We start from the raw sequence: 20,255 nt of genomic DNA, 5'->3' as shown, positions 1-20,255 counted from the left end.
CGCGGCCGGCGCCGGGTCAGCCCGCGTGGAACACCAGGCGGTACTTGCCGACCTGCACCTCGTCGCCGTCGCGCAACAGCGCCTCCTGGATCAGGTTGCGATCGACGTAGGTGCCGTTGAGGCTGCCGACGTCGCGCACCAGGAAACCCTGTGCGCTGCGCACGAACTCGGCGTGGCGGCGGGAGACGGTGACGTCGTCCAGGAAGATGTCGCTGTCCGGGCTGCGGCCGACCGTGGTGACGTCGGCGTCCAGCAGGAACCGGCTGCCGGCGTTCGGCCCGCGGCGCACGACCAGCAGCGCCGAACCGGCCGGAAGCGCGGCCAGCGCCTCCCGGTCGGCCGGGCCCAGCCCGCCCATCCGCTCGGTGTCCTCCGCGCCGCCGACCTCCGCCTCGGCGGCCGTCTCGACGCCGACCAGGGACATCGTCGAGGTCCGCTCCGCAGCACCCTCGGGCACCAAGGGGTCACCCGGAAGCGGGGACTCGGCCAAGGCGGTGCCGCAGTGCGAGCAGAAGCGGCTCCCCGCTTGGTTGGCGTTCCCGCACCTGGTGCAGAACGGCATGTCGTGGGCCTCCCGGAGTATTCCTGTGGCGGTAGTGGCTCACCGCCTGCGTTGGTCGCAACTTATGGGGCGGCTCTCGTCGAGGTCAACCGGAACGCGCCGAGATGCCGCCTCTTTAGTTGACTGACATCCCTACCTGATGCCCAGATTACGACGTCTCAGGCCTCGAATCAGCTAAGACGAACCTGAGCACCGCCGGAGAGTGAAAGGCGGAGGTCCGGGACCCGTTCGCACCGGTCCCGAACCTCCGCCGACGCGGATCTACTCCGCGATGGAAGCCTCGTAGCCCTTGGCGTCCAGCAGGGCCTCGACCTCGGAGGCGTCGTCGGGCTCGACGTCGAAGATCCAGCCCTCGCCGTAGGGGTCGGAGTTCACCAGCTCCGGCGAGGAGTCCAGCTCGGCGTTCACGGCCTTGACGGTGCCGGTCAGCGGGGCGTACAGGTCGCTGACGCTCTTGGTGGACTCCAGCTCGCCGCACGGCTCGCCGGCGGTGATCTTCGAGCCGACCTCCGGCAGCTGCACGAAGACGATGTCGCCCAACTGCTCCTGGGCGTAGTCGGTGATCCCGACGCGGACGCTGTCGGCGTCGCCGGAGCGGACCCACTCGTGCTCGGCGGTGTACTTCAGCTCTTCGGGGGTCATCGGCTTCTTTGCCGCCCTTTCCTCACACGGTTTCGACGGCGCGGCGGCCGCCACGGGCTGCTGGGCCCGCGGTCATATTCTGGACCATGGACGAGCCCCCGTCGCACCGGCCCCGAGGTGGCTTGAGCTCACCCGGCCTTGGCGTAGTCCGGACTCGGCGCCGGCGCCAGGGCGTCCACGAGCACCTGGCCGGGCGTGATCGTCGCGTTGGCCCCGGGCTGGGTCTTCACGGTCGCCACCACCCCGCCGGGGATCTGCATGGCCGGCCCGAGGGTGTTCGGGTCGCCGATCACCTTGTAGACGTAGGGCTTGGCCAGCTCGTGCCCGTCCAGCGCGATCCCGCCGTCGGGGGTGTCGACGAACGACGAGGAGACCACCACGCGCACGTCGTCCACCTGCACCACCTCGGCCCCGGCCGCCCGCAGCTCCTCCAGCGCGTTGAGCAACGTCGCCGATTTGAGCTGCCCCTGCGGATCGGTGATGGACATGGTGATCCCGGACCCCTTGGCCTTCACCGTCCCGGCGAGGATCTGCAGGTCCTTGGCCTTCTGCTGAGCCTGCGCCAACGCCGCCTGCGCCTTGTCCGCGCTGTCCTGGATCGCCGCGTTCTGCGTCTCCAGAGTCCGCAGCTCGGCATCCAGACTCTGCCCCCGGGAGGTCACCTCATCGAGGATGTTCACCAAGTCGTCGGCCCGCGCACCCCGCAGAATCTCGTCGGAGGTGTTGGTGGCCCGCACCTGGATCGCCAACGCCGCACCCAGCGCCGCCAGCAGCACACCGACCACCGCCTGATTGCGCGACAGCCGCGGCGGCCACAGCGCGGCGAACAACCGCCGCCGCCCGAGCGACACCGACGGCGCCGCGGCGGGCTTGGCGGGCTTGCCAGGCGCACCGGACGCACCGGACGCACCGGGACCAGACGCGGCCGAGGCCGCCACAGCGGCAGCGGCCGGACTGACCGGCGCCACCCCCGGACGCGGCTCGGCACCCGGCCGACGCCGCGGACCGGGCTCATTCGGCTGCGGATGCCCGGCACGCCGCGGATCCTGCCCCGGCGCGGGACGCCGCGGAGGCTGCCCGCCGGGCCCGGGCGCCGGACGACGGCGAGGCGGCTCGCCGGGCGTGCGGCGGCGGAGCGGGGGCTCGCTTTCGGGGCCCTTGGGGGGTTCTTTGGGGGATTCCTTGGCGGAGTCCTCAGGGAGCAGGCCGCGGAGGTTGACGGTTTCGGCGGCCGACTTCTCAGCAGACGGCTTGTCAGCAGGCGACTTCTCAGCGGCCGGCTCTTCGGGGAGCAGGTCGCGGAGGTTCACGGTCTCGGACAGGTCCGGGGCGTCGGCGGGAGGCTCGGGCTCGGTCTCGCCGGCGACCTCGGCAGCCTTCTCCGGCCCGGCTGATCCGCCGGCGGCAGCAGCCTCGGCAGGCTCCTCCGGCCGAGCCGACTGGCCCTCGGCAGCCTTGTCAGCGCGCGCAGGCTCGCCCTCGGCAGGCTTGTCAGCGCGAGCAGATCCGCTCTCAGCAGCCGTCTCCGACTCCGCGGACTCGCTCTCGCCGCCAGCCTCCGATTGGCCGGCCTCGCCGCCGCCCTCGGCAGCCGACTCCTGCGCCTTCAGCGTCTCGGGGGACATCTGGCCGCGATGCTTCTTCCGCTCGGCCTTGGGCTTCTCCGCCTCAAGGCTCCGCAGATCCATCGTCTCGGCCAGATCCGCCTCGACACCCGGCTCCTCGACACCCGGCTCCTCGGCGCCCGGCTCATCAGCCGCCGCCTCGGCTCCAGGCTCGCCCTCAGCCTCAGCCTCCGGCGCCTCAGGCTCCGGCGACTCGGCCTCCGGCCCCTCGGCGTCCTCCGTCTCGGGACGCACCTTCGGCGTGAACGGGTCCCGCTCGTGGTCCCCGTCCGCCGATTCCGGCTCCCGCTCCGGCTCGTTCCCCGGCCGCGTCTGCACCCAGCGCTCCTTCTCAGGCGTGGAAGATGTGGCGGCGGATGGCCGCGGCGTTGGAGAAGATGCGGATGCCCAGCACCACCACGACGCCCGTGGTCAGCTGGGAGCCGACGCCGAGTTGGTCGCCCAGGTACACGATGAGCGCCGCCACCAGGACGTTGGAGACGAAGGAGACCACGAAGACCTTGTCGTCGAAGATCCCGTCCAGCAGGGCGCGCAGGCCGCCGAACACCGCGTCCAGGGCCGCCACCACGGCGATCGGCAGGTAGGGCGCCAGCCCCGCCGGCACGGTCGGGTGGAAGACCACCCCCGCGATCACGCCGATCACCAATCCGATCGCCGCGATCACGGCGCCCTCCAAATCATCTCGGCCATCGTCATCCCGGTCGTCCCGGCCATCTCGGTCATCTCGGTCTCAGTCACAGTCGATCCCGGCCCGGGCCAGGGATGGTCGTCTCGGGCGCCGAGGGCCTCGCGGCCTGATCCGCCACGGCGTCCCGGTTCGGCGAAAACTGCTGGGGCCACCGTACCGAACCCTCGGTGGGGCTCAAGGCACCGGCACCGCGTCGCTGAGCGTCAGCTGCGTGGCCGCCGGCAGGTTCAGCTTGTCCTTGGTGTTCGTGGTGAAGCCGATGCCGTACTGCGACTTCAGCGCGAACAGGTAGCGGCCGTCGGCCCCGTCGGCGAACTTGGCCGCCATCGACTTGGGGTCGCCGATCGCCTGGATCGTGTACGGCGGGGACAGCGGGCGGAAGTCCACCATGATCGCCGAGCCCGCGGTGCGGATCGCCGACAGCGCGGTGAGCCGCTGGCCGTTGATCGCGATCGCCTCCGCGCCGGCCGCCCACAGCCCGTTCGCCGCGTGCTGCAGGTCCACGTCCAGCACCCGGCTCGCGCTGTTGCCGGTCTGGCGCGGGTCGCTGCTGGCGGTGGAGTCGGCCCCGGCGGCGTCGTTGAGCACGACCTCCAGCCCGGGCCCGGTCACCGGCGAGGCGCCGGTGGCCACCGCCATCTCGGTGAACGCCTTGCCCTGCTCCGGTCCCAGCGCCTCGGCCTGCGCGGCCTGCAGCTGCCCGCGCAGCGTGGAGATCATGGACTCGTCGGCCGAGTTCTTGCGCTCGCCCTCCTGCACCCGCGAGATCAGCTGCTGCCGCTCCCGCTCCACGGTCGGGGCCTCGCGGTGGGTCTGGATCGCCGCGATCACGAGCACCAACCCGACCGCCGCCACGCCGAGCAGCACGGTCGGCGACATGCGCCTGGTCCAGTGACTGGTGCCGGCATCGGCCTCGCCGAGGGCCTTGCGCCGCGCCGCGGTCTCGGCGTACCCGGGGTCCAACGTGTCGTTGAGCAGGTTGGTGAGCAACGACATCGAGGCGTCACGGCGCGGGGCGCTCCGGACGTCGGGCGGCGTGGGCATGGACGCCATCTTGACACGTCCCGGCCAGCGGCGTGCGCCGTCAGCGCCCGGTGCCGCGCGTGAGCTGCCGGGCCTGCACGAAGTACATGCCGCCGGCCAACAGGTACAGCGCGGTCCCCCACCCGACGAACGCCCACCCGAAGATGTTGGCGATGTCCGTCAGGTGGTTGGGCTTCTCGCTGATCTGCCCCAGCAGCAGCAACGGGAAGGCATACAGCAGGTTGAAGGTCGCGGCCTTGCCCAGGAAGTGCACCGGCAGCGCCACGCCGTAGCCGGCCTTGCGCAGCTTCGGCGAGATCAGCACCAGCATCGCCACGTCCCGCCCGACCAGCAGGATCGGCAGCCAGATCGGGATGATCCCCCGTATGGTCAGCCCGACCAGGGTGGCCAGGATGTACAGCCGGTCGGCCAGCGGGTCGATCATCGCGCCGAACTTGGTCATCTGGTTCCAGCGCCGGGCCAGCTTGCCGTCGAGCCAGTCGGAGAACCCGGACAGCGCCAGGATGACCAGCGCCCAGACGTCGTACTTCGGACCGCCGTAGTACGGCGACAGGATCAGGCCCAGGAACAGCGGGACGCCGGCCAGCCGGGCCAGGCTGATCAGGTTCGGGATGGTGAAGACGCGGTTGGAGACCGGGAGGTCGTCCTCGCCGTCGCCGTCGTCGTACCCGTCGTAGGCTGCGCCGCCGTGGTCTCCGTGATCGCCGTGATCGCCGTGGCCGCCGTCGTCATACCCGTCGTCGCCGTAGCCGTCGTCCTGGTACCCGCCGTCCCGGTAGCCGCCGTCGTCGTAGGAGCCGCCGCCGTCGCCATAGGAGCCGTCGCCGTACTCGCCCTGGTAGTCGTGGACGTTGACCGTGGCGTCGTCGTCCGGGGAACCGTAGCCGGCCTGGTACGGGTCGCGCTCGTAGCCGTACCCGTCGTCGTAGTCGCCCGCCCTGCCTGGATTCACACAGAGAACATTAGGCGATCAGCGGCTGGGCCTGGGCATTGGTACACGTCCGCCAGGGGTTGTGCCAAGAAACGGCAAAGTCTGGTTCAAGAAGTACGCCATGATCATCAACTCAGCGTGTCCAAGCGGTAGCCTTCGTGATGCAGGACCGGCCGACCCACCGCACCAGCCCGCACGGTGTCGCCGAGTACGAAACCGCTCCACCCGCGCCCTGTCTCCCTCTCCCCCCAGGTGATCCGGCAGCGCGGGTGGAGCGCTCAGTCTTAGGCCTGCAGACAACCGAACACCCCCCTTCGCCGGACTCCGCACCCCCCGCACTGGAGCCCGGAAACGGTCCGAGTGCACCTCAGAGCACTGTTTCGCGCTGCGCCGCTGCCGGCTACCCGCCGGTAACGGCGGCTTCGGCGTGCCTGCGCGTATAGCCTCAATCGGCTGAACTCAACATCCGTAAATCTACGTACACAGATCTACAGCGCAGACCCGCTGTCGGAGTGCCCTTTCCGTGAATATGATGGGCTTGAACAAGTCCATTCCACTCGACACGCAAAAGAGCGCTGTCACCGCGTTGGCGGGAACGCGGCAGTGGGTGGCACCAACACGCAAGGGGGGAAGACCCGCTGTGTCAGAACACACATCTGTACACACCGCCGAGCACGAGGACGAGGACGAGCAGGAACTGGTCCCGGCGACCGGCGGATCGCTCGCCGGCCGAGGCCATCGCCCGGTCCGTTACCGGCCCTCCACGGGCTATCTGCCGTGGCTGCTCACCATGTGCGACCGTGAGCTCGCCCGGCACATGACACGCCTGCTCGCCGAACTCGACCTCACCGAGGCCCAGTACGGCGTCCTGCAGGCACTGGTCCACCTGCGCCGCGCCTCCTCGGCGACGCTGGCCCGCTCGGTCTCGGTGACGCCGCAGGCCATGGTCGGGCTGGTGGCCGCGCTGGAGCGCAAGGGCTACATCACCCGCGAGTTCGGCCGTGGGGCCGGCCGCGTCATCGACGCGGAGGTCACCGCACGCGGCAAGGAGGCCTACGAGGCCGCCAAGCGCCGGGTGCGGGCCCTGGACCGCTCGCTGCGCCGCTCGTACACCGACGAGGAGTTCGACCAGCTCGTCGGGCTGCTGGAGCGTCTGCCGGGCGTGCTCGGCCGGCTCGACGACCAGCGCGGAAGCCGTCGTCGCGCCGACGACTGACGCACACCGCGAGAACGCCACCTTCTCTTCACCGGCGCCACCCCACCGTCTCTTTCACTGTGGACGGCGCCGGGTTCCGTACTGATCACTGATCCACCGCGGGCCGGCGTTCCCGGAGCAGCCAATCTGATATACCGTCAGATCCATGACTGACGGCATACCGGCCGCTCCGGGAACCGAAGGATGGTTCCGCGAGGGTCCGGACGGCTTCGCCCTGCTGGCCGGCCGCTGCACCGCGTGCGGCGCCCTGAGCTTCCCCCCGCGGACCGTCCCCGGCTGCCCCGACCCCGGCTGCGAGGGTCTGGAACAGAGCCCGGAACCGCTGTCCACCACCGGGACCCTCTGGTCGTACACCGACGCCCGGTACGCTCCCCCGCCGCCCTACCCGCGGCCCCCCGGCACCGAGTTCGAGCCCTACGCGCTGGCCGCCGTCGAACTGGCCGCCGAACGCATGATCGTGCTCGGACAGGTCGCCCCGGACGTCCCCACCGGGGCGCTCCAGGTCGGAATGACCATGGAACTGACCCCCGGAACCCTCCGTTCCTCTGCGGGCATTGAGGAAAGGGTCTGGAATTTTCGACCCGCCCCGAACTATGAGGCATACACCGGGGAGGCACAGGCATGAGCCGCACCGACTCCGTCGCCGTGGCCGGCGTCGGCATGCACCCCTGGGGCGCCTGGGGGAAACCCTTCATCGAATACGGCTCGGCCGCGGCGCGCGCCGCCCTGGCCGACGCCGGTATCGGCTGGCGCGACGTCCAGCTGGTGGTCGGCGGCGAGACGATCCGCAACGGCTACCCGGGCTTCGTCGCCGGCTCGGCCCTGTCCCAGGCCCTGGGCTGGCACGGCGCACCGGTGGCGAGCTGCTACGCGGCGTGCGCGACCGGCGCGCAGGCGCTGTCCACCGCCCGCGCGCACATCCTGGCCGGCCTGGCCGACGTGGTCCTGGTGGTCGGCGCGGACACCACCCCCAAGGGTTTCTTCGCCCCGGTCGGGGGCGAGCGCCCCGACGACCCGGACTGGCTCCGCTTCCGCCTGCTCGGCGCGACGAACCCGGCGTACTTCGGCCTCTACGCCCGCCGCCGCATGGCCCTGCGCGGCTCGACCGAGGCCGACTTCGCGGCGGTGAAGGTGAAGAACGCCCGCGCCGGCGCCCTGAACCCGAACGCGCGCTTCCGCGCGGAGGTCGACGCCGAGACGGTCCTGAACTCCCCGATGGTCAGCGACCCCCTGCGCCTGCTGCAAATCTGCGCCACCAGTGACGGCGCCGCGGCGGTCGTGTTGACGTCCGAGGACTACGCCCGCCGCCTGAACAAGGACGCGGTGCGCATCCGCGCCGTCTCGGCACCCACGCCAACCTACCCGCGAACCGTCCCGGACTTCCCGTATCTGGCCTCCGACTCCATGGCCTCTAACTCCACGGCGACCGCCGCACCCGCGACCCGCACCTTCCGCGAGTCGCTGGCGCACGCCGCGTACGAGGCGGCGGGCATCGGTCCAGAGGACGTGGACCTCGCGGAGGTCTACGACCTGACGACCGCGATGGAGCTGGACTGGTACGAGGAGATCGGCCTGTGCGCCCCCGGCGACGCCGAGAAGCTGCTGCACGACGGCGCGACCGCGCTCGGCGGCCGCGTCCCGGTCAACGCCAGCGGCGGCCTGAGCTCGTTCGGCGAAGCGATCCCGGCGCAGGCCATCGCGCAGGTCTGCGAGCTGACCTGGCAGCTGCGCGGCGATGCCGGCGCGCGGCAGGTGGAGCGGGCCCGGGTCGGGGTCGCCGTGAATCAGGGATTGTTCGGACACGGGTCGGCGATCGTGGTGGGGCGGAAGTAGCCCGCCCCACCCGACGACGGTCAGCCCGCGGACTCCAGCGCCTGCTCCACCAGTTCAGCCAGCTCCGCGATCGGCAGGCTCCCCGGAGCCCGCCCCTCCGCGGCGAAGCGCGCGCTCAGCCGCTGCATCAGCGCGTTGACCGGCGTGGGGACGCCGTGCATGCGGCCGATCAGCGAGATCTCGCCGGACAGGTAGTCCGTCTCGATCGAGCCGGTGCCGCGGGCCAGGCTCTGCCAGCTGGAGCCGCCGCCGCGCGGCGCGCCGGGGACCTCGGCGAAGTCCATGCGCCCGCCCTGGACCGCGCGGCGCTCGGCCGTGCCGACGAAGGGGATGCCGGCGGCGTTCAGGGCCCTGATGCCCTCCTCGCGCGCGGTCGCGACCAGGCGCTCGGCCAGCGGCTCGTCCGCGCTCAGGTCGCCGACCGCGTCGAAGGCGTTGCCCAGGTTGTTCAGCAGCTTGCCGTACTTCCAGCGCATCACGTCGTCGACCACCGGCGCGTCGAAGCGGCTCTCGCCGAGGTCGTGGCCGATCTGTTTGATAACGTCGTCGACACCGTCGGGGTAGCGGCCGACGGTGAGGATGCCGGACTGCGGCGCGCAGTTGGCCGCGACCACGCCGGGCTCCAGGTGCACCGAGGGCAGCCAGACGCAGAGCCCGTACACGTTCTGGAACAGGCGCAGCGCCGTGCGCTCGTTCTCGACGCCGTTCTGCGCGCAGACCACGGGCAGCAACTCGGCGGCCGTGCCGCCGCCGGCGACCGGGGAGCGCGCCCACAGATTCAGGGTGCTCGCGGTGTCCTGCGACTTCACGCACAGCACGAGCACGTCGTCGCGCCGCAGCTCGCCGAGCTCCTCCGGACCGGAGACGGCCGGGATCGGCAGCCGCAGGTCGGCGTCCGGGGTGAGCAGCCGCAGCCCGTCCCGCTTCAAGGCCTCCAGGTGCGCCCCCCGCGCGACCAGGACCACGTCCCGCCCCGATTCGGCCAGGCGGCCGCCGATGCTGCCGCCGACCGCGCCGGCGCCGATGATGATGTAGCGCATCCTTCGGACTGTAGCGCTCGCACCCCCCGGATGAAGAGTCGAAAAGAAGTTCGTGAACAAGTGATTTTGCGATCTTGTGTCCAAAGCTTCTACTGACAACCATCTCAATACATGTTTGACTCCGCTTGTGAGCCAGACCGACCCGTCTACCGCCGTGCCCGATCCCTATGCGGAACGGCCATGGCTGCGGTTCTACGCAGCGGGTGTGCCCACCGACGTCACCGTCCCCGACGTCCCGGTGACCAGGCTCCTCGACGACGCCGCCGACGCCTTCCCGGACCGCGCCGCCCTGGTCTTCTTCGGCCGCAAGACCAGCTACAAGCAGCTGCGCCGGGACGTCGACCGGCTGGCCGGCGCGCTGCGGGCGATGGGCGTGGCCAAGGGCGACCGGGTCGCGCTGGTGCTGCCGAACTGCCCGGCCGCCGTCACCGCCTTCTTCGCGATCACCCGCCTCGGCGCGGTGATGGTCGCCTGCAACCCGCTGTACACCGACTCCGAGCTGCGGCACCAGCTCACCGACTCCGGCGCGAAGGTGGCGATCGTCTTCGACGGCGCCTACGCCACCCTGGACGCCGCGCGGCCGGGCACCGCGGTGGAGCACGTGGTCTCGGTCTGCCTGGCCGACTTCCTGCCCTCGCTCAAGCGCAAGCTTCTGGACTTGCCACTGGGCGCGGCCCGGGAGAAGCGCGAGCGGCTGATCACGCCGCTGCCGCCGGGGGCGCGCGCGGTGCCGTACACCGAGCTGATGGAGACCTCGCCGGGCCCGGTCGGGCAGGAACCGGTGGATCCGGCGACCGATCTGGCGGTGCTGCAGTACACCGGCGGCACCACCGGACGGCCCAAGGGCGCCATGCTCACCCACCGCAACCTGGTCGCCAACTCGCACCAGGTGCAGGCCTGGGACCAGGGCGCGCAGGTGGGCCGGGAGTCGGTGCTGTGCGTGCTGCCGCTGTTCCACGTCTACGGGCTGATGCTGTGCGTGGTCACCGGCGTGCTGCTGGCCGGGACGCTGGTCCTGCTGCCGACGTTCGACCCGGAGCTGGTGCTGGACGCGGTCAAGCACGAGCGGCCCACTGTGTTCCCCGGCGTGCCGCCGATCTATTCCAAGCTGCTGGAGCACCCCAAGATCGGCAAGTACGACCTGCGCTCGATCCGGACCTGCATCTCCGGGGCCATGCGGCTGCCGGTGGACACGATCGACGCCTTCCAGAAGGCGACCGGCGGCCGGCTCGCCGAGGGCTACGGCATGACCGAGTCCTCCCCGGTGACCCTGGCCAACCCGCTGAACGCCAACTCCCGGCCCGGCACCATCGGGCTGCCGCTGCCGAACACCCACGTGAAGATCGTCGACGAGTTCCGCCAGGACCGCGTGCTGCCGATCGGCGCGGCCGGGGAGCTGGTGGTGTACGGGCCGCAGCTGTTCCAGGGCTACTGGAACCAGGAGGACGAGACCAGGCTGGCGCTGCGCAACGGCTGGCTGTACACCGGCGACATCGGGGTGATGTCGCCGGACGGCTACGTGACGCTGATCGACCGCAAGCGCGACGTGGTCATCGCCTCCGGCTTCTCCATCTACCCCTCGGAGATCGAGGACGTGCTGCGCGAGCACCCGGCCGTCTACGACGCGGCGGTGATCGGCGTCCCGGACCCGTACCGCGGGGAGACGGTGAAGGCGGTGATCCAGCTCGCGGAGGGGATGTCGGCCACCGCCGAGGAACTCGACGTCTTCGCGCACCAGCACCTGGCGCCCTACAAGGTGCCCAAGCTCATCTCCTTCCGCGACGACCTGCCGCGCAACATGATCGGCAAGGTCCTGCGGCGGGTGCTGCGGGAGGAGCACGCGGCGGAGCATCCCGAGGACGGCGGCGAGGCGCCGGGGCAGGATCCGTTCGCGAACTACAAGCGGTAATAGGCGCAGCGCGGTCCGAGCAGTGACACCCCGGTACAGAACGTGGGTGCCGTATGAGACAGTCTCGGCATGCTCGGGACTGTTGATCTGCCGACCTTCGTGCTCGGCGCCCTGCTGATAGTGCTGCTGCCGGGGCCCAACTCGCTGTACGTGCTGACCGTCGGCGCGCGCAAGGGAGTGCGCACCGGCTATCGCGCCGCCTCCGGCGTGTTCCTCGGCGACGCGGTGCTCCTGACCCTGACCGCCGCCGGCGCGGCGTCGATGCTGAAGCGCTCCCCAGCGACGTTCGACGTGGTGAAGTTCCTCGGCGCGGGCTACCTGGCCTGGCTCGGCTTCGGAATGCTGCGCGCGGCCTGGAAGGCCTGGCGGCAGCGCGCCGCGGCCCCGGCCGCCGACGCGGCCGAGGCCGCCGCGATGGCCGAGGCGGTGGAGGCCGCCGAGCGGCCGTTCCGGCGCGCGCTGGTGGTCAGCCTGCTGAACCCGAAGGCGATCCTGTTCGACCTGGCGTTCCTGACCCAGTTCGTGAGCCCGCACGCGGCACACCCGACGGAGGCCTTCGCGCTGCTGTCGACGATAGTGATGCTGTTCTCGGCCGGGTATCTGAGCGTGCTGATCTTCACCGGCCACCGGCTCGCGACCGCGTTCCGACGGCGCAAGCGGCTGGCGGCGTCGATGACCGGCGGGATCGGGTCGCTGTTCCTGGGGTTCGCGCTGAAGCTGGCGACGGCTTCGCTGGGCGCGGCTTAGCGCCGCTCCGCTCCGCAAATAGGAAGAGCGCCGCAGCCTGTCGCTGCGGCGCTCTTGTGTTTCCGTTGTTTCTGGCGGTTCCGGCGCTTCAGTCGTTTCCGTTGGTTCTGGCGCTTCAGTCGTTTCCGGCGCTTCAGTCGTTTCCGCTGGGCGTCGGTCGCCGGCTAGTCGTCCCGCTCGGTCACCGTGTGCTCGTCCACCAGCGCCCGCAGCTCCCCGGCGGCCTTGCGCGCCGCCTTCCCGCCGGAGGCCTGGATCCCCATCGCCGGCAGCACCTCGCCGCTGTCCAGGTCCAGCAGGACCCACGGGTCGCCGGGCCGCATGTTCACCCGCACGATCTCGGCCCACTCCAGATGCTGCGTGCGCACGGTGTTGACCACCGTCAGGCCCGTCTCGTCCGCGACGATCTTCGGGCGCGCCAGCAGGTACAGGCCCGCGGAGATGATCGGGCCGATGGCCGCGAAGCCCACCCGCTCGGGGACCGACCAGGCGGTGGAGCCGGTGTCGGGCAGTATCAGCGAGACCACGACCAGGGTCACGATCAGCGCCGTGGACACCGCCACGACCGCCACGCGGGTGCGCCGCGGCCGGAACGTCGCCGGCAGCGGCGGGACGTGATCGGGAACCGGGAGGTTGTAGGGGTCGAGCGGGCCGGGGGTCTGGCGGTCGTGATCGTGATTGTCCGTCACCTGCACGCTGGTCCGTTCCATCCCGGGCTCGCCGAACCCTGACGTCTATAGCCGACACGCGAGGATATCGGTGACGAGGATTCCCCTCGCACCCAGATCCCACAAGTCGTCCATCATCCGCTGGGCCTCGCTGCGCTGGACCATCGAACGCACGGCGACCCAGCCCTTGTCATGCAGCGGCGACACGGTCGGCGACTCGATGCCCGGGGTGACCTGGACCGCTCGGTCCACGTTCTCGGCCCGGATGTCGTAGTCCATCAGCACGTACTCACGCGCCGTGATCACACCCTTGAGCCGCCGCAGGAACTGCTCGACCGCAGGGCTCTCCTCGGCCCCGACCCGCCGGATCAGCTGCGCCTCGGAGGTCAGGATCGGGTCGCCGAACACCTCCAGCCCGGCGTGCCGCAGCGTGGTCCCGGTCTCCACGACGTCGGCCACCACGTCGGCGACGCCCAGCGCGATCGACACCTCGACAGCACCGTCCAGCTTCACCACATCGGCCGACACCCCGGCGGCGGCCAGGTACTCGCGCACCACACCCGGGTACGCCGAGGCGATCCGCAGCCCCGCGAGCCCGGCAACCCCGCCCTCCTTCGCCACCTGCTCCGCCGTCGCCGGCAACGCGGCGAAGCGGAAGGTGGACCGGGCGAAGCCCAGATCCATGATCGGCTCAGCCGAAGCACCGGAGTCCAGCAGCAGGTCACGACCGGTGATCCCGACATCCAGACGCCCAGCCCCGACATACGTGGCGATGTCACGCGGCCGCAGGAAGAAGAGCTCGGCATTGTTGGCCGCGTCAACGACCATCAGCTCCTTGCCGTCCTTGCGCCGCCGGTAGCCCGCCTCATGAAGCATCGCCGTGGCCGCCTCCGAGAGCGATCCCTTGTTCGGCAGTGCGATGCGCAGCATGGGGTGTGACCTTTCGGTTACCGGTGGTTGACGGTGTTCCACCGCCAGTATCGACCACGGTCGGCGCGACGCGCCGGGGTGTTCACTCGGTGGGATGAAGGTGTGGTGGCGGGGGGAGGCTGTTGGGTTGCGGTTCAGGCGTGGGTTTACAGGCGTTTCTTTACGGCTTCGCCGCAGGGGGTTGCTGGATCGGGGTCACGAGGGCGCGAGTCGGCGGGATCGGCCGCCGGTCGAGCGGTCCTCGACGGTCTTGGGCAGCCCCAAGCCAGTGGCCGAGGGAGGATCCTGAACCAACCACGGGCCCGTGAACAACGCAACCGGCAGCCGACACACCAGGCCGCCGCCACCGAACCCCGAACCAGCAACACCTGCGCGAAGCCGTAAGAAAACGCCTGTAAACCCACAGCGCAACCGCACCAGCCCCAGGCAAAGCAGGGCCCCGCGACAACCGCGGGGCCCTGCTCAAGCACCGGCCTACAGGTGCTTGTACACGTCCTCAAGCTCCAACCCACGCGCCAGCATCAGCACCTGCACGTGGTAGAGCAGCTGCGAGATCTCCTCAGCCGTCCGGTCGCCGTCCTCGTACTCGGCGGCCATCCAGACCTCGGCGGCCTCCTCGACGATCTTCTTGCCGATGGCGTGCACGCCCAGGCCGAGCAGCTCCACCGTGCGGGAGCCCTCCTCGCCGCGTTCGGCCTTGGCGGTCAGTTCGCCGAACAAGGTCTCGAACGTCTTGGCCGTGATCGGGACCGCGGTTCCCACTCGTACCTCCACGGGTTCGTCGGCTGTGGGCGAGGCGTTCACCGCTTCGCGCCGATCTTCTTCAGTACCAGGGCGGTCGAGACCGCGGCCTCCACGGCCTCGCGGCCCTTGTCCTCCCGGGAGCCGGCCAGGCCCGCGCGGTCCAGGGCCTGCTGCTCGGTGTCGCAGGTGAGCAGGCCGAAGCCGATCGGGACGCCGGTGTCCAGGGCCACGCGGTTCAGGCCGTCGGTGGCGGCGGCGCACACGTACTCGAAGTGCGGGGTGCCGCCGCGGATCACCACGCCGAGCGCCACCACCGCGTCGTAGCCGGCCTCGGCCAGGGCCTTGGCCAGCACCGGCAGCTCGAAGGAGCCCGGCGCGCGGAACAGGTCGTGCTCCGCGCCGATCTCCGCCAGGGCCTTCTCGGCCCCGGCCACCAGGCCGTCCATGACCTGGGTGTGCCACTGCGCGGCCACCACCGCGATCTTGAGGTCGGCGCCACCCTCGATGTTGATGGCCGGCGCTCCCGCTCCGCTCACTTGTGTTCACTCCTTGGTGCGTTGTCGTGGCCCCGCGTGTCTGCTTCTGTCCATCAGTCTCGCGCGGAGGCAAGTCTTCCAGACCGGGGGCGCGGGTCGCGTCCCGATCTTGAGGGGTGGTCGGTACCGGTGGTCGGTACCGACGGCCGGCCCCGGCTCAGCCGCTGGCCGGCCCCGGCTCAGCCGACGACGGCCGCGGCCAGCGCGTCGGCCTCCGCCGCGTCCAGGCCGGGCAGGTCGTGCCCCATCCGGTCGCGCTTGGTCCGCAGGTAGCGGATGTTGTCGGGGGTGACGTTGCCGGGCAGCGGCACCCGGCCGGTCACCCGGAGCCCGAAGCCCTCCAGCGCCGAGCGCTTGGCCGGGTTGTTCGTCAGCAGCCGCATGGAGCGCACGCCGAGGTCGGCCAGGATCTGCGCGCCGGTGCCGTAGTCGCGGGCGTCGGCCGGCAGGCCCAGCTCCAGGTTCGCGTCCACGGTGTCGTGGCCGCGCTCCTGCAGCTCGTAGGCGCGCAGCTTGTGCATCAGGCCGATGCCGCGCCCCTCGTGGCCGCGCATGTAGAGCACGACGCCGCGGCCCTCGACGTCCACGGCGCGCAGCGCGGCGTGCAGCTGCGGACCGCAGTCGCAGCGGCGGGATCCGAAGATGTCGCCGGTCAGGCACTCGGAGTGGACCCGGACCAGCACGTCCTCACCGTCCCCGAGCTCGCCCTTGACCAGCGCGACGTGCTCGGTGCCGTCCACCTCGGAGCGGTAGCCGACGGCCCGGAAGTCGCCGAAGGCGGTGGGCAGCCGGGTCTCGGCGGCCCGGGTGACCGACTTCTCGGTGCGGCGGCGGTAGGCGATCAGGTCGGCGATGGAGATCAGCGCCAGGCCGTGCTGCTCGGCGAACTTCGCCAGCTGCGGCAGCCGGGACATCGAGCCGTCGTCCTCGACGACCTCGCAGATGCCCGCGGCCAGCGGCAGCCCGGCCAGCCGGCACAGGTCGACGGCGGCCTCGGTGTGGCCGGGGCGCACCAGCACCCCGCCGTCCTTGGCGCGCAGCGGGAAGACGTGGCCGGGCCGGGTCAGGTCCTCGGCGGTGGTGCCGGCGTCGGCCAGCAGCCGGATGGTGCGGGCCCGGTCGGCGGCCGAGATGCCGGTGCTCACGCCGTCGCGGGCGTCCACCGAGACCGTGTAGGCGGTGCCCTTGCGGTCCTGGTTGATCGCGGTCATCGGCGGCAGGTTGAGCCGGTCGGCGTCCTCGGCGGGCAGCGGCACGCAGATCACCCCGGAGGAGTACCGGATGGTGAACCCGACGACCTCGGGTGTGGCCAGCGAGGCGGCGAAGATCAGGTCGCCCTCGTTCTCCCGGTCCTCGTCGTCGACCACGACGATCGGCCGGCCGGCGGCCAGCTCGCTCAGCGCGCGCTCGATGGTGTCCAGGACGATGGGCTCACTGTTCGCGGTGTCCTCCACGACACCGGCTTCCACGGCGTTCATACCGCGACCTCCTCGTATGTCAGTGTCAGAGTCGGTGTCGGTGTCGGTGTCGACGTCGGTGTCGTTCATGCCCGCTGCCCGCCGATCACCGCGGCACCGGAAACGCCGCTCTCCGGCTGGTCGGCGGCGGTGTCGCCGAGTCCGAGCAGCCGCTCGGTGTACTTGGCGATGACGTCGATCTCCAGGTTCACCGCCGCGCCCGGGCCCTTGCTGCCCAGCGTGGTCAGCTCCAGCGTGGTGGGGATCAGGCTCACGGTGAAGGAGTCCGCGGCGGCCTCGACCACGGTCAGCGAGATGCCGTCCACGGTGATCGAGCCCTTGTCCACGACGTAGCGCGACAGCGCCGAGGGCAGCGAGACCCGGACGACCTCCCAGTGCTCGCCCGGGATGCGCTCCAGCACGGTGCCCACGCCGTCGACATGCCCCTGCACCAGGTGCCCGCCCAGGCGCGCGCCGAGCTTCATCGGGCGCTCCAGGTTGACCGGGTCGCCGGGCTTGAGGTCGCCCAGGTTGGACTTCACCAGGGTCTCGGCCATCACGTCGGCGGTGAACTCCCCGGCCTTGGCGGCCTGGTCGCCGGCCTCGATGACGGTCAGACACACGCCGTTGACGGCGATCGAGGAGCCGTGCTCGGCGTCCGAGGTGACCAGCGATCCGGCCACCCGCAGGCGTGCGGAGTCGCCTTCCACTTCCAGCGCGACGACGCGGCCGAGCTCTTCGACGATGCCTGTGAACACGGTGTGCTCCCCTATCCGCCTCATCCGCGTGCCGCTCGGCACCCGGTTCGAACCAGTCGAACCCGGACTCCGGGAAAGGGGTTGCGTGAGGGGAGGCGGCGCGCCACGGCACACTCCGCCAACAGCGGCGGCAGCCGTCGCGAACGCCGCGACGGGACGAGTGCCGGCGCCGATACCGTACGGACACAGCAAGGCGGCACGCCCGTCGCGTGCAGCCTCCCATCCGGACTTTAACCGTCGGTCCCGGAATTCCACCGGATCGGCCACCCGTTCGCCGAAGCGAACGAGCGGTTCGCGGACTGTCACCGCCGGTTCGGAATTTCACCGACCCCGGAGCACGCGTTCGTCGTTCTGAACCAGTGTGCCACGCGATTCATTCCCGGGCGGTCCGGGCGTGGTGCGCGTCACCTCTGGCCCAGTCCGAACTGTAACACGTTCTACTTTTGCCGGGAACCCGCACACCGGCGCCGGTCTCAGGGATCGAGATCGTTCGCTGGGGCGAACGCCATCCGGAGCGGGATGAACGCGACTTTGACTTCGCGGACAGTAGGCTCGCGCGGCGACGTAGAACACGTAGCCTGAGCTCGACACAAACCACTGATCCGGGGGGACGCGCATGGCTGGACAGGCAGAGCCGGGGCAGCTGGTCGGCGGCCGGTACCGACTGCTGGCACGGCTCGGCTCCGGCGGCATGGGCCGGGTCTGGCGTGCCTCCGACGAGGCGCTGCGCATCGAGGTCGCGGTCAAGGAGGTCTACCTGCCGGCCGCCGGGCCCGACGCCGACGACCGCCTGCGCCGCGCCGAGCGCGAGGCCCGCAACGCCGCCCGGCTGCGCGACCACCCGAACGTGGTGGCCGTGCACGACGTGGTGGTCGAGGACGGCGTGCCCTGGACCGTGATGCAGCTGGTCGCCGGGCACACGCTGGAGGAACACGTCGAGGCGTACGGCCCGCTGTCCGTGCCGCACTTGACCCTGGTCGCCGGCGCGCTGCTGGACGCCCTGGAAGCGGCGCACGCGGCCGGGATCGTGCACCGCGACGTGAAGCCGGCGAACGTGATGCTGGCCGACGACGGCCAGGTGCTGCTCACCGACTTCGGCATCGCGGTCGGCGTCACCGACACCGCGCTGACGGCGGCCGGGAGCCTGCTGGGGTCGGTGGAGTACATCGCGCCGGAGCGGGCCCGCGGCACCGAGGGGCTGGCCGTCAGCGACCTGTTCTCCCTCGGCGTGACGCTGTATCAGGGCGTCGAGGGCTTCTCGCCCTTCCACCGGGAAACCGCGACCGGGTCGCTGACCGCGGTGATCCTGGACGAGGCCCCGCCGCCGGTGCGGGCCGGGCGGTTGACGCCGCTGATCACCGCGCTGCTGGAGAAGGAGCCCTCGGCGCGCGCCGGGATCGCGGAGGCGCGGGCCTTGCTCGCGGCGCGGGAGGTGCCGCCGACGGAGCGGGCCACCGTTGCGGACGGGACGATCGCGGCGCCGCCGGCCAGCACGCCGCACCGGCCGGGTGCTCCGTCCGGACGCGGGTCGGCGGCGACCGCTTCGCGGGGTTCGGGAACCGCGCACGGTCCGGGATTGTCCCGCGCCTCGGGTATTTCCCATGGCCCGGGCACGGCACGCGGCGCGACCGTGCCGCGCGGGCACGGCGGCCCTGGCGACCCCGGCGGCCCTGGCAATCCGGGTGGGCCGGGCGGCACGCCCCCGCGGCGGCCGAGCGACACCGGCAACCGCATGTCGCAGGGCACGGATCAGCGCCGTCGCGTCCCGGGGCCGGGGCCCGGTCCCGATCAGCGCCGGACCACCGGCGCCGCCCAGCGCGCACCCGGCACCGGCCAGCGCCCCATCCCGCGTCCCCACACTCCCGGCGCGCCGGTCCGTCGACGGGCCCGGTTGCGGCCCCGCGCGGTGATCCTGGCGGTTCTGGTGCTGGCGACCATCGGCGGCGTGCTTGTGGCGACCATGCGGCCCGCGTCGTTCAACGTCGGCAGCGTCAAGGCCGGCGACTTCGTCAAGGTCGACTCCACCGGCCACATCACCGGCATCGTGTCCGCCGCGAAGGCCCGGAGCAGCGCCGACGGCCGCCGGGTCACCGCCCGCGAGGACCAGGCCGACCCGGACGTCTGCAAGAAGTTCCACGCCCTGGGCCGCGCCGATGTGGAGACCGGCTCCTCGATCAGCTTCTGCCTGGTCCGGCCCCTGGAAGAGACCGGGGCCGCGGAGCCCGCGCAGTGAGCCCGTCTCAGGCGAAGCGCGCGCCGGCCGCCTCGGCCTGGGCGCGCAGCGCCTGGATCGCCCTGTCCGGGTCCTCCGCGCCGTAGACCGCGGAGCCGGCGACGAACACGTCGGCGCCGGCCTCGGCGCAGCGCTCGATGGTGTCCGCGGCGACGCCGCCGTCGATCTGCAGCCACACCGAGCCGCCGTGCCGCTCGATCATCTGCCGCGTGCGCCGGATCTTGGGCAGCACCACATCCAGGAACTTCTGCCCGCCGAAGCCCGGCTCCACGGTCATCAGCAGGACCATGTCCAGCTCCGAGAGCATGTCCTCGTACGGCTCGATCGGCGTCGCCGGCTTCAGGGCCATCCCGGCCCGCGCCCCGGCCGAGCGGATCGAGCGCGCCAGCCGGATCGGCGCGTGCGCGGCCTCCACGTGGAAGGTGACGCTGCCCGCGCCGGCCTCGGCGTAGCCCGGCGCCCAGCGGTCCGGGTCGGCGATCATCAGGTGGCAGTCCAGCGGTCGCGGCGAGGCCTTCACCAGCGCCTCGACCACCGGCAGGCCCAGCGTCAGGTTCGGCACGAAGTGGTTGTCCATGACGTCGACGTGGATCCAGTCGGCCGACGGGACCGCGGTGACCTCTTCGGCCAGGCGGGCGAAGTCGGCGGAGAGGATGGACGGGGAGATCTGGACGGGGCTCATGGGGAAAGTC

At 71.4% G+C, this 20,255-nt stretch carries 20 protein-coding genes and 1 riboswitch; of the genes, 6 read left to right on the top strand and 14 right to left on the bottom strand.

From position 1 onward, the window contains the following. Positions 1-16 precede the first annotated feature (16 nt). From ABIA35_RS18010 to ABIA35_RS17985, 6 genes are all read right to left on the bottom strand, one after another. Positions 17-562 (bottom strand): FHA domain-containing protein, encoded by a 546-nt coding sequence (locus ABIA35_RS18010; RefSeq protein ID WP_370340191.1) that lies wholly within the window; start codon positions 560-562, stop codon positions 17-19. A 261-nt stretch (positions 563-823) separates the two neighbouring features. Continuing rightward, a complete protein-coding gene (gene gcvH / locus ABIA35_RS18005) occupies positions 824-1,204 on the bottom strand; it encodes a glycine cleavage system protein GcvH (protein ID WP_370340190.1) in 381 nt (126 codons plus the stop codon). A 128-nt stretch (positions 1,205-1,332) separates the two neighbouring features. Beyond that, entirely contained in the window at positions 1,333-3,147 is a 1,815-nt protein-coding gene (locus ABIA35_RS18000; RefSeq protein ID WP_370358625.1) for a DUF881 domain-containing protein, read from the bottom strand. A 13-nt stretch (positions 3,148-3,160) separates the two neighbouring features. Next, complete coding sequence (locus ABIA35_RS17995; RefSeq protein WP_370340188.1) at positions 3,161-3,493, bottom strand: small basic family protein; 333 nt, start codon at positions 3,491-3,493, stop codon at positions 3,161-3,163. A 198-nt stretch (positions 3,494-3,691) separates the two neighbouring features. Continuing rightward, complete coding sequence (locus ABIA35_RS17990) at positions 3,692-4,561, bottom strand: DUF881 domain-containing protein (protein ID WP_370340187.1); 870 nt, start codon at positions 4,559-4,561, stop codon at positions 3,692-3,694. A 40-nt stretch (positions 4,562-4,601) separates the two neighbouring features. Then, positions 4,602-5,174 (bottom strand): CDP-alcohol phosphatidyltransferase family protein, encoded by a 573-nt coding sequence (locus ABIA35_RS17985; protein WP_370340441.1) that lies wholly within the window; start codon positions 5,172-5,174, stop codon positions 4,602-4,604. Positions 5,175-6,132: 958 nt separating this feature from the next. Here ABIA35_RS17985 and ABIA35_RS17980 point away from each other — a divergent pair. From ABIA35_RS17980 to ABIA35_RS17970, 3 genes are all read left to right on the top strand, one after another. Continuing rightward, on the top strand, positions 6,133-6,708 hold the full coding sequence (locus ABIA35_RS17980; protein WP_370340186.1) for a MarR family winged helix-turn-helix transcriptional regulator: 576 nt from the start codon (positions 6,133-6,135) through the stop codon (positions 6,706-6,708). A gap of 145 nt (positions 6,709-6,853) precedes the next feature. Continuing rightward, positions 6,854-7,333 carry a Zn-ribbon domain-containing OB-fold protein gene (locus ABIA35_RS17975; RefSeq protein ID WP_370358624.1) on the top strand — a complete coding sequence of 160 codons (480 nt, stop codon included), beginning with the start codon at positions 6,854-6,856 and terminating at the stop codon, positions 7,331-7,333. Beyond that, complete coding sequence (locus tag ABIA35_RS17970) at positions 7,330-8,541, top strand: lipid-transfer protein (protein WP_370358623.1); 1,212 nt, start codon at positions 7,330-7,332, stop codon at positions 8,539-8,541. Before ABIA35_RS17975 ends, ABIA35_RS17970 begins: the two co-directional genes overlap by 4 nt. 20 nt (positions 8,542-8,561) lie before the next feature. Here the strand turns inward: ABIA35_RS17970 and ABIA35_RS17965 are convergent, their stop codons facing one another. Further along, entirely contained in the window at positions 8,562-9,581 is a 1,020-nt protein-coding gene (locus tag ABIA35_RS17965; protein WP_370340183.1) for a ketopantoate reductase family protein, read from the bottom strand. Between the two features lie 127 nt (positions 9,582-9,708). Here ABIA35_RS17965 and ABIA35_RS17960 point away from each other — a divergent pair, with 127 nt between their 5' ends. Both ABIA35_RS17960 and leuE read left to right on the top strand, forming a co-directional pair. Beyond that, positions 9,709-11,490, top strand: coding sequence for an AMP-binding protein (locus ABIA35_RS17960; protein ID WP_370340182.1), 1,782 nt, complete (start codon positions 9,709-9,711; stop codon positions 11,488-11,490). A gap of 69 nt (positions 11,491-11,559) precedes the next feature. Then, on the top strand, positions 11,560-12,237 hold the full coding sequence (leuE, locus tag ABIA35_RS17955; protein ID WP_370340181.1) for a leucine efflux protein LeuE: 678 nt from the start codon (positions 11,560-11,562) through the stop codon (positions 12,235-12,237). 164 nt (positions 12,238-12,401) lie between these two features. On the opposite strand, the gene ABIA35_RS17950 is transcribed toward leuE, so the two are convergent. From ABIA35_RS17950 to ABIA35_RS17925, 6 genes are all read right to left on the bottom strand, one after another. After that, complete coding sequence (locus ABIA35_RS17950; protein ID WP_370340180.1) at positions 12,402-12,947, bottom strand: PH domain-containing protein; 546 nt, start codon at positions 12,945-12,947, stop codon at positions 12,402-12,404. A gap of 24 nt (positions 12,948-12,971) precedes the next feature. Beyond that, entirely contained in the window at positions 12,972-13,835 is an 864-nt protein-coding gene (gene hisG / locus ABIA35_RS17945; RefSeq protein WP_370358622.1) for an ATP phosphoribosyltransferase, read from the bottom strand. 474 nt (positions 13,836-14,309) lie between these two features. Next, positions 14,310-14,579, bottom strand: coding sequence for a phosphoribosyl-ATP diphosphatase (locus ABIA35_RS17940; protein WP_370345078.1), 270 nt, complete (start codon positions 14,577-14,579; stop codon positions 14,310-14,312). A 56-nt stretch (positions 14,580-14,635) separates the two neighbouring features. After that, positions 14,636-15,115, bottom strand: a complete 480-nt coding sequence (gene ribH / locus ABIA35_RS17935) for a 6,7-dimethyl-8-ribityllumazine synthase (protein WP_370344983.1) — start codon at positions 15,113-15,115, stop codon at positions 14,636-14,638. Positions 15,116-15,294: 179 nt separating this feature from the next. Continuing rightward, positions 15,295-16,593 (bottom strand): bifunctional 3,4-dihydroxy-2-butanone-4-phosphate synthase/GTP cyclohydrolase II, encoded by a 1,299-nt coding sequence (locus ABIA35_RS17930; RefSeq protein ID WP_370358621.1) that lies wholly within the window; start codon positions 16,591-16,593, stop codon positions 15,295-15,297. Between the two features lie 65 nt (positions 16,594-16,658). Next, positions 16,659-17,330: a riboflavin synthase gene (locus ABIA35_RS17925; RefSeq protein ID WP_370358620.1), complete on the bottom strand. Its 672-nt coding sequence runs from the start codon at positions 17,328-17,330 to the stop codon at positions 16,659-16,661. A gap of 205 nt (positions 17,331-17,535) precedes the next feature. Beyond that, positions 17,536-17,673: riboswitch (FMN riboswitch) on the bottom strand. A gap of 273 nt (positions 17,674-17,946) precedes the next feature. On the opposite strand from ABIA35_RS17925, the gene ABIA35_RS17920 reads away from it, so the two are divergent. After that, positions 17,947-19,563, top strand: coding sequence for a serine/threonine-protein kinase (locus tag ABIA35_RS17920; protein ID WP_370358619.1), 1,617 nt, complete (start codon positions 17,947-17,949; stop codon positions 19,561-19,563). 7 nt (positions 19,564-19,570) lie between these two features. Here ABIA35_RS17920 and rpe read toward each other — a convergent pair whose 3' ends face one another. Beyond that, positions 19,571-20,245 carry a ribulose-phosphate 3-epimerase gene (gene rpe, locus ABIA35_RS17915; protein WP_370358618.1) on the bottom strand — a complete coding sequence of 225 codons (675 nt, stop codon included), beginning with the start codon at positions 20,243-20,245 and terminating at the stop codon, positions 19,571-19,573. Positions 20,246-20,255 lie beyond the last annotated feature (10 nt).

This window comes from Catenulispora sp. MAP12-49 (genome assembly GCF_041262705.1).
GTDB lineage: Bacteria > Actinomycetota > Actinomycetes > Streptomycetales > Catenulisporaceae > Catenulispora.
The sequence above is the reverse complement of the archived record's forward strand: the minus strand, read 5'-3'. Positions and strand labels throughout refer to the sequence as shown.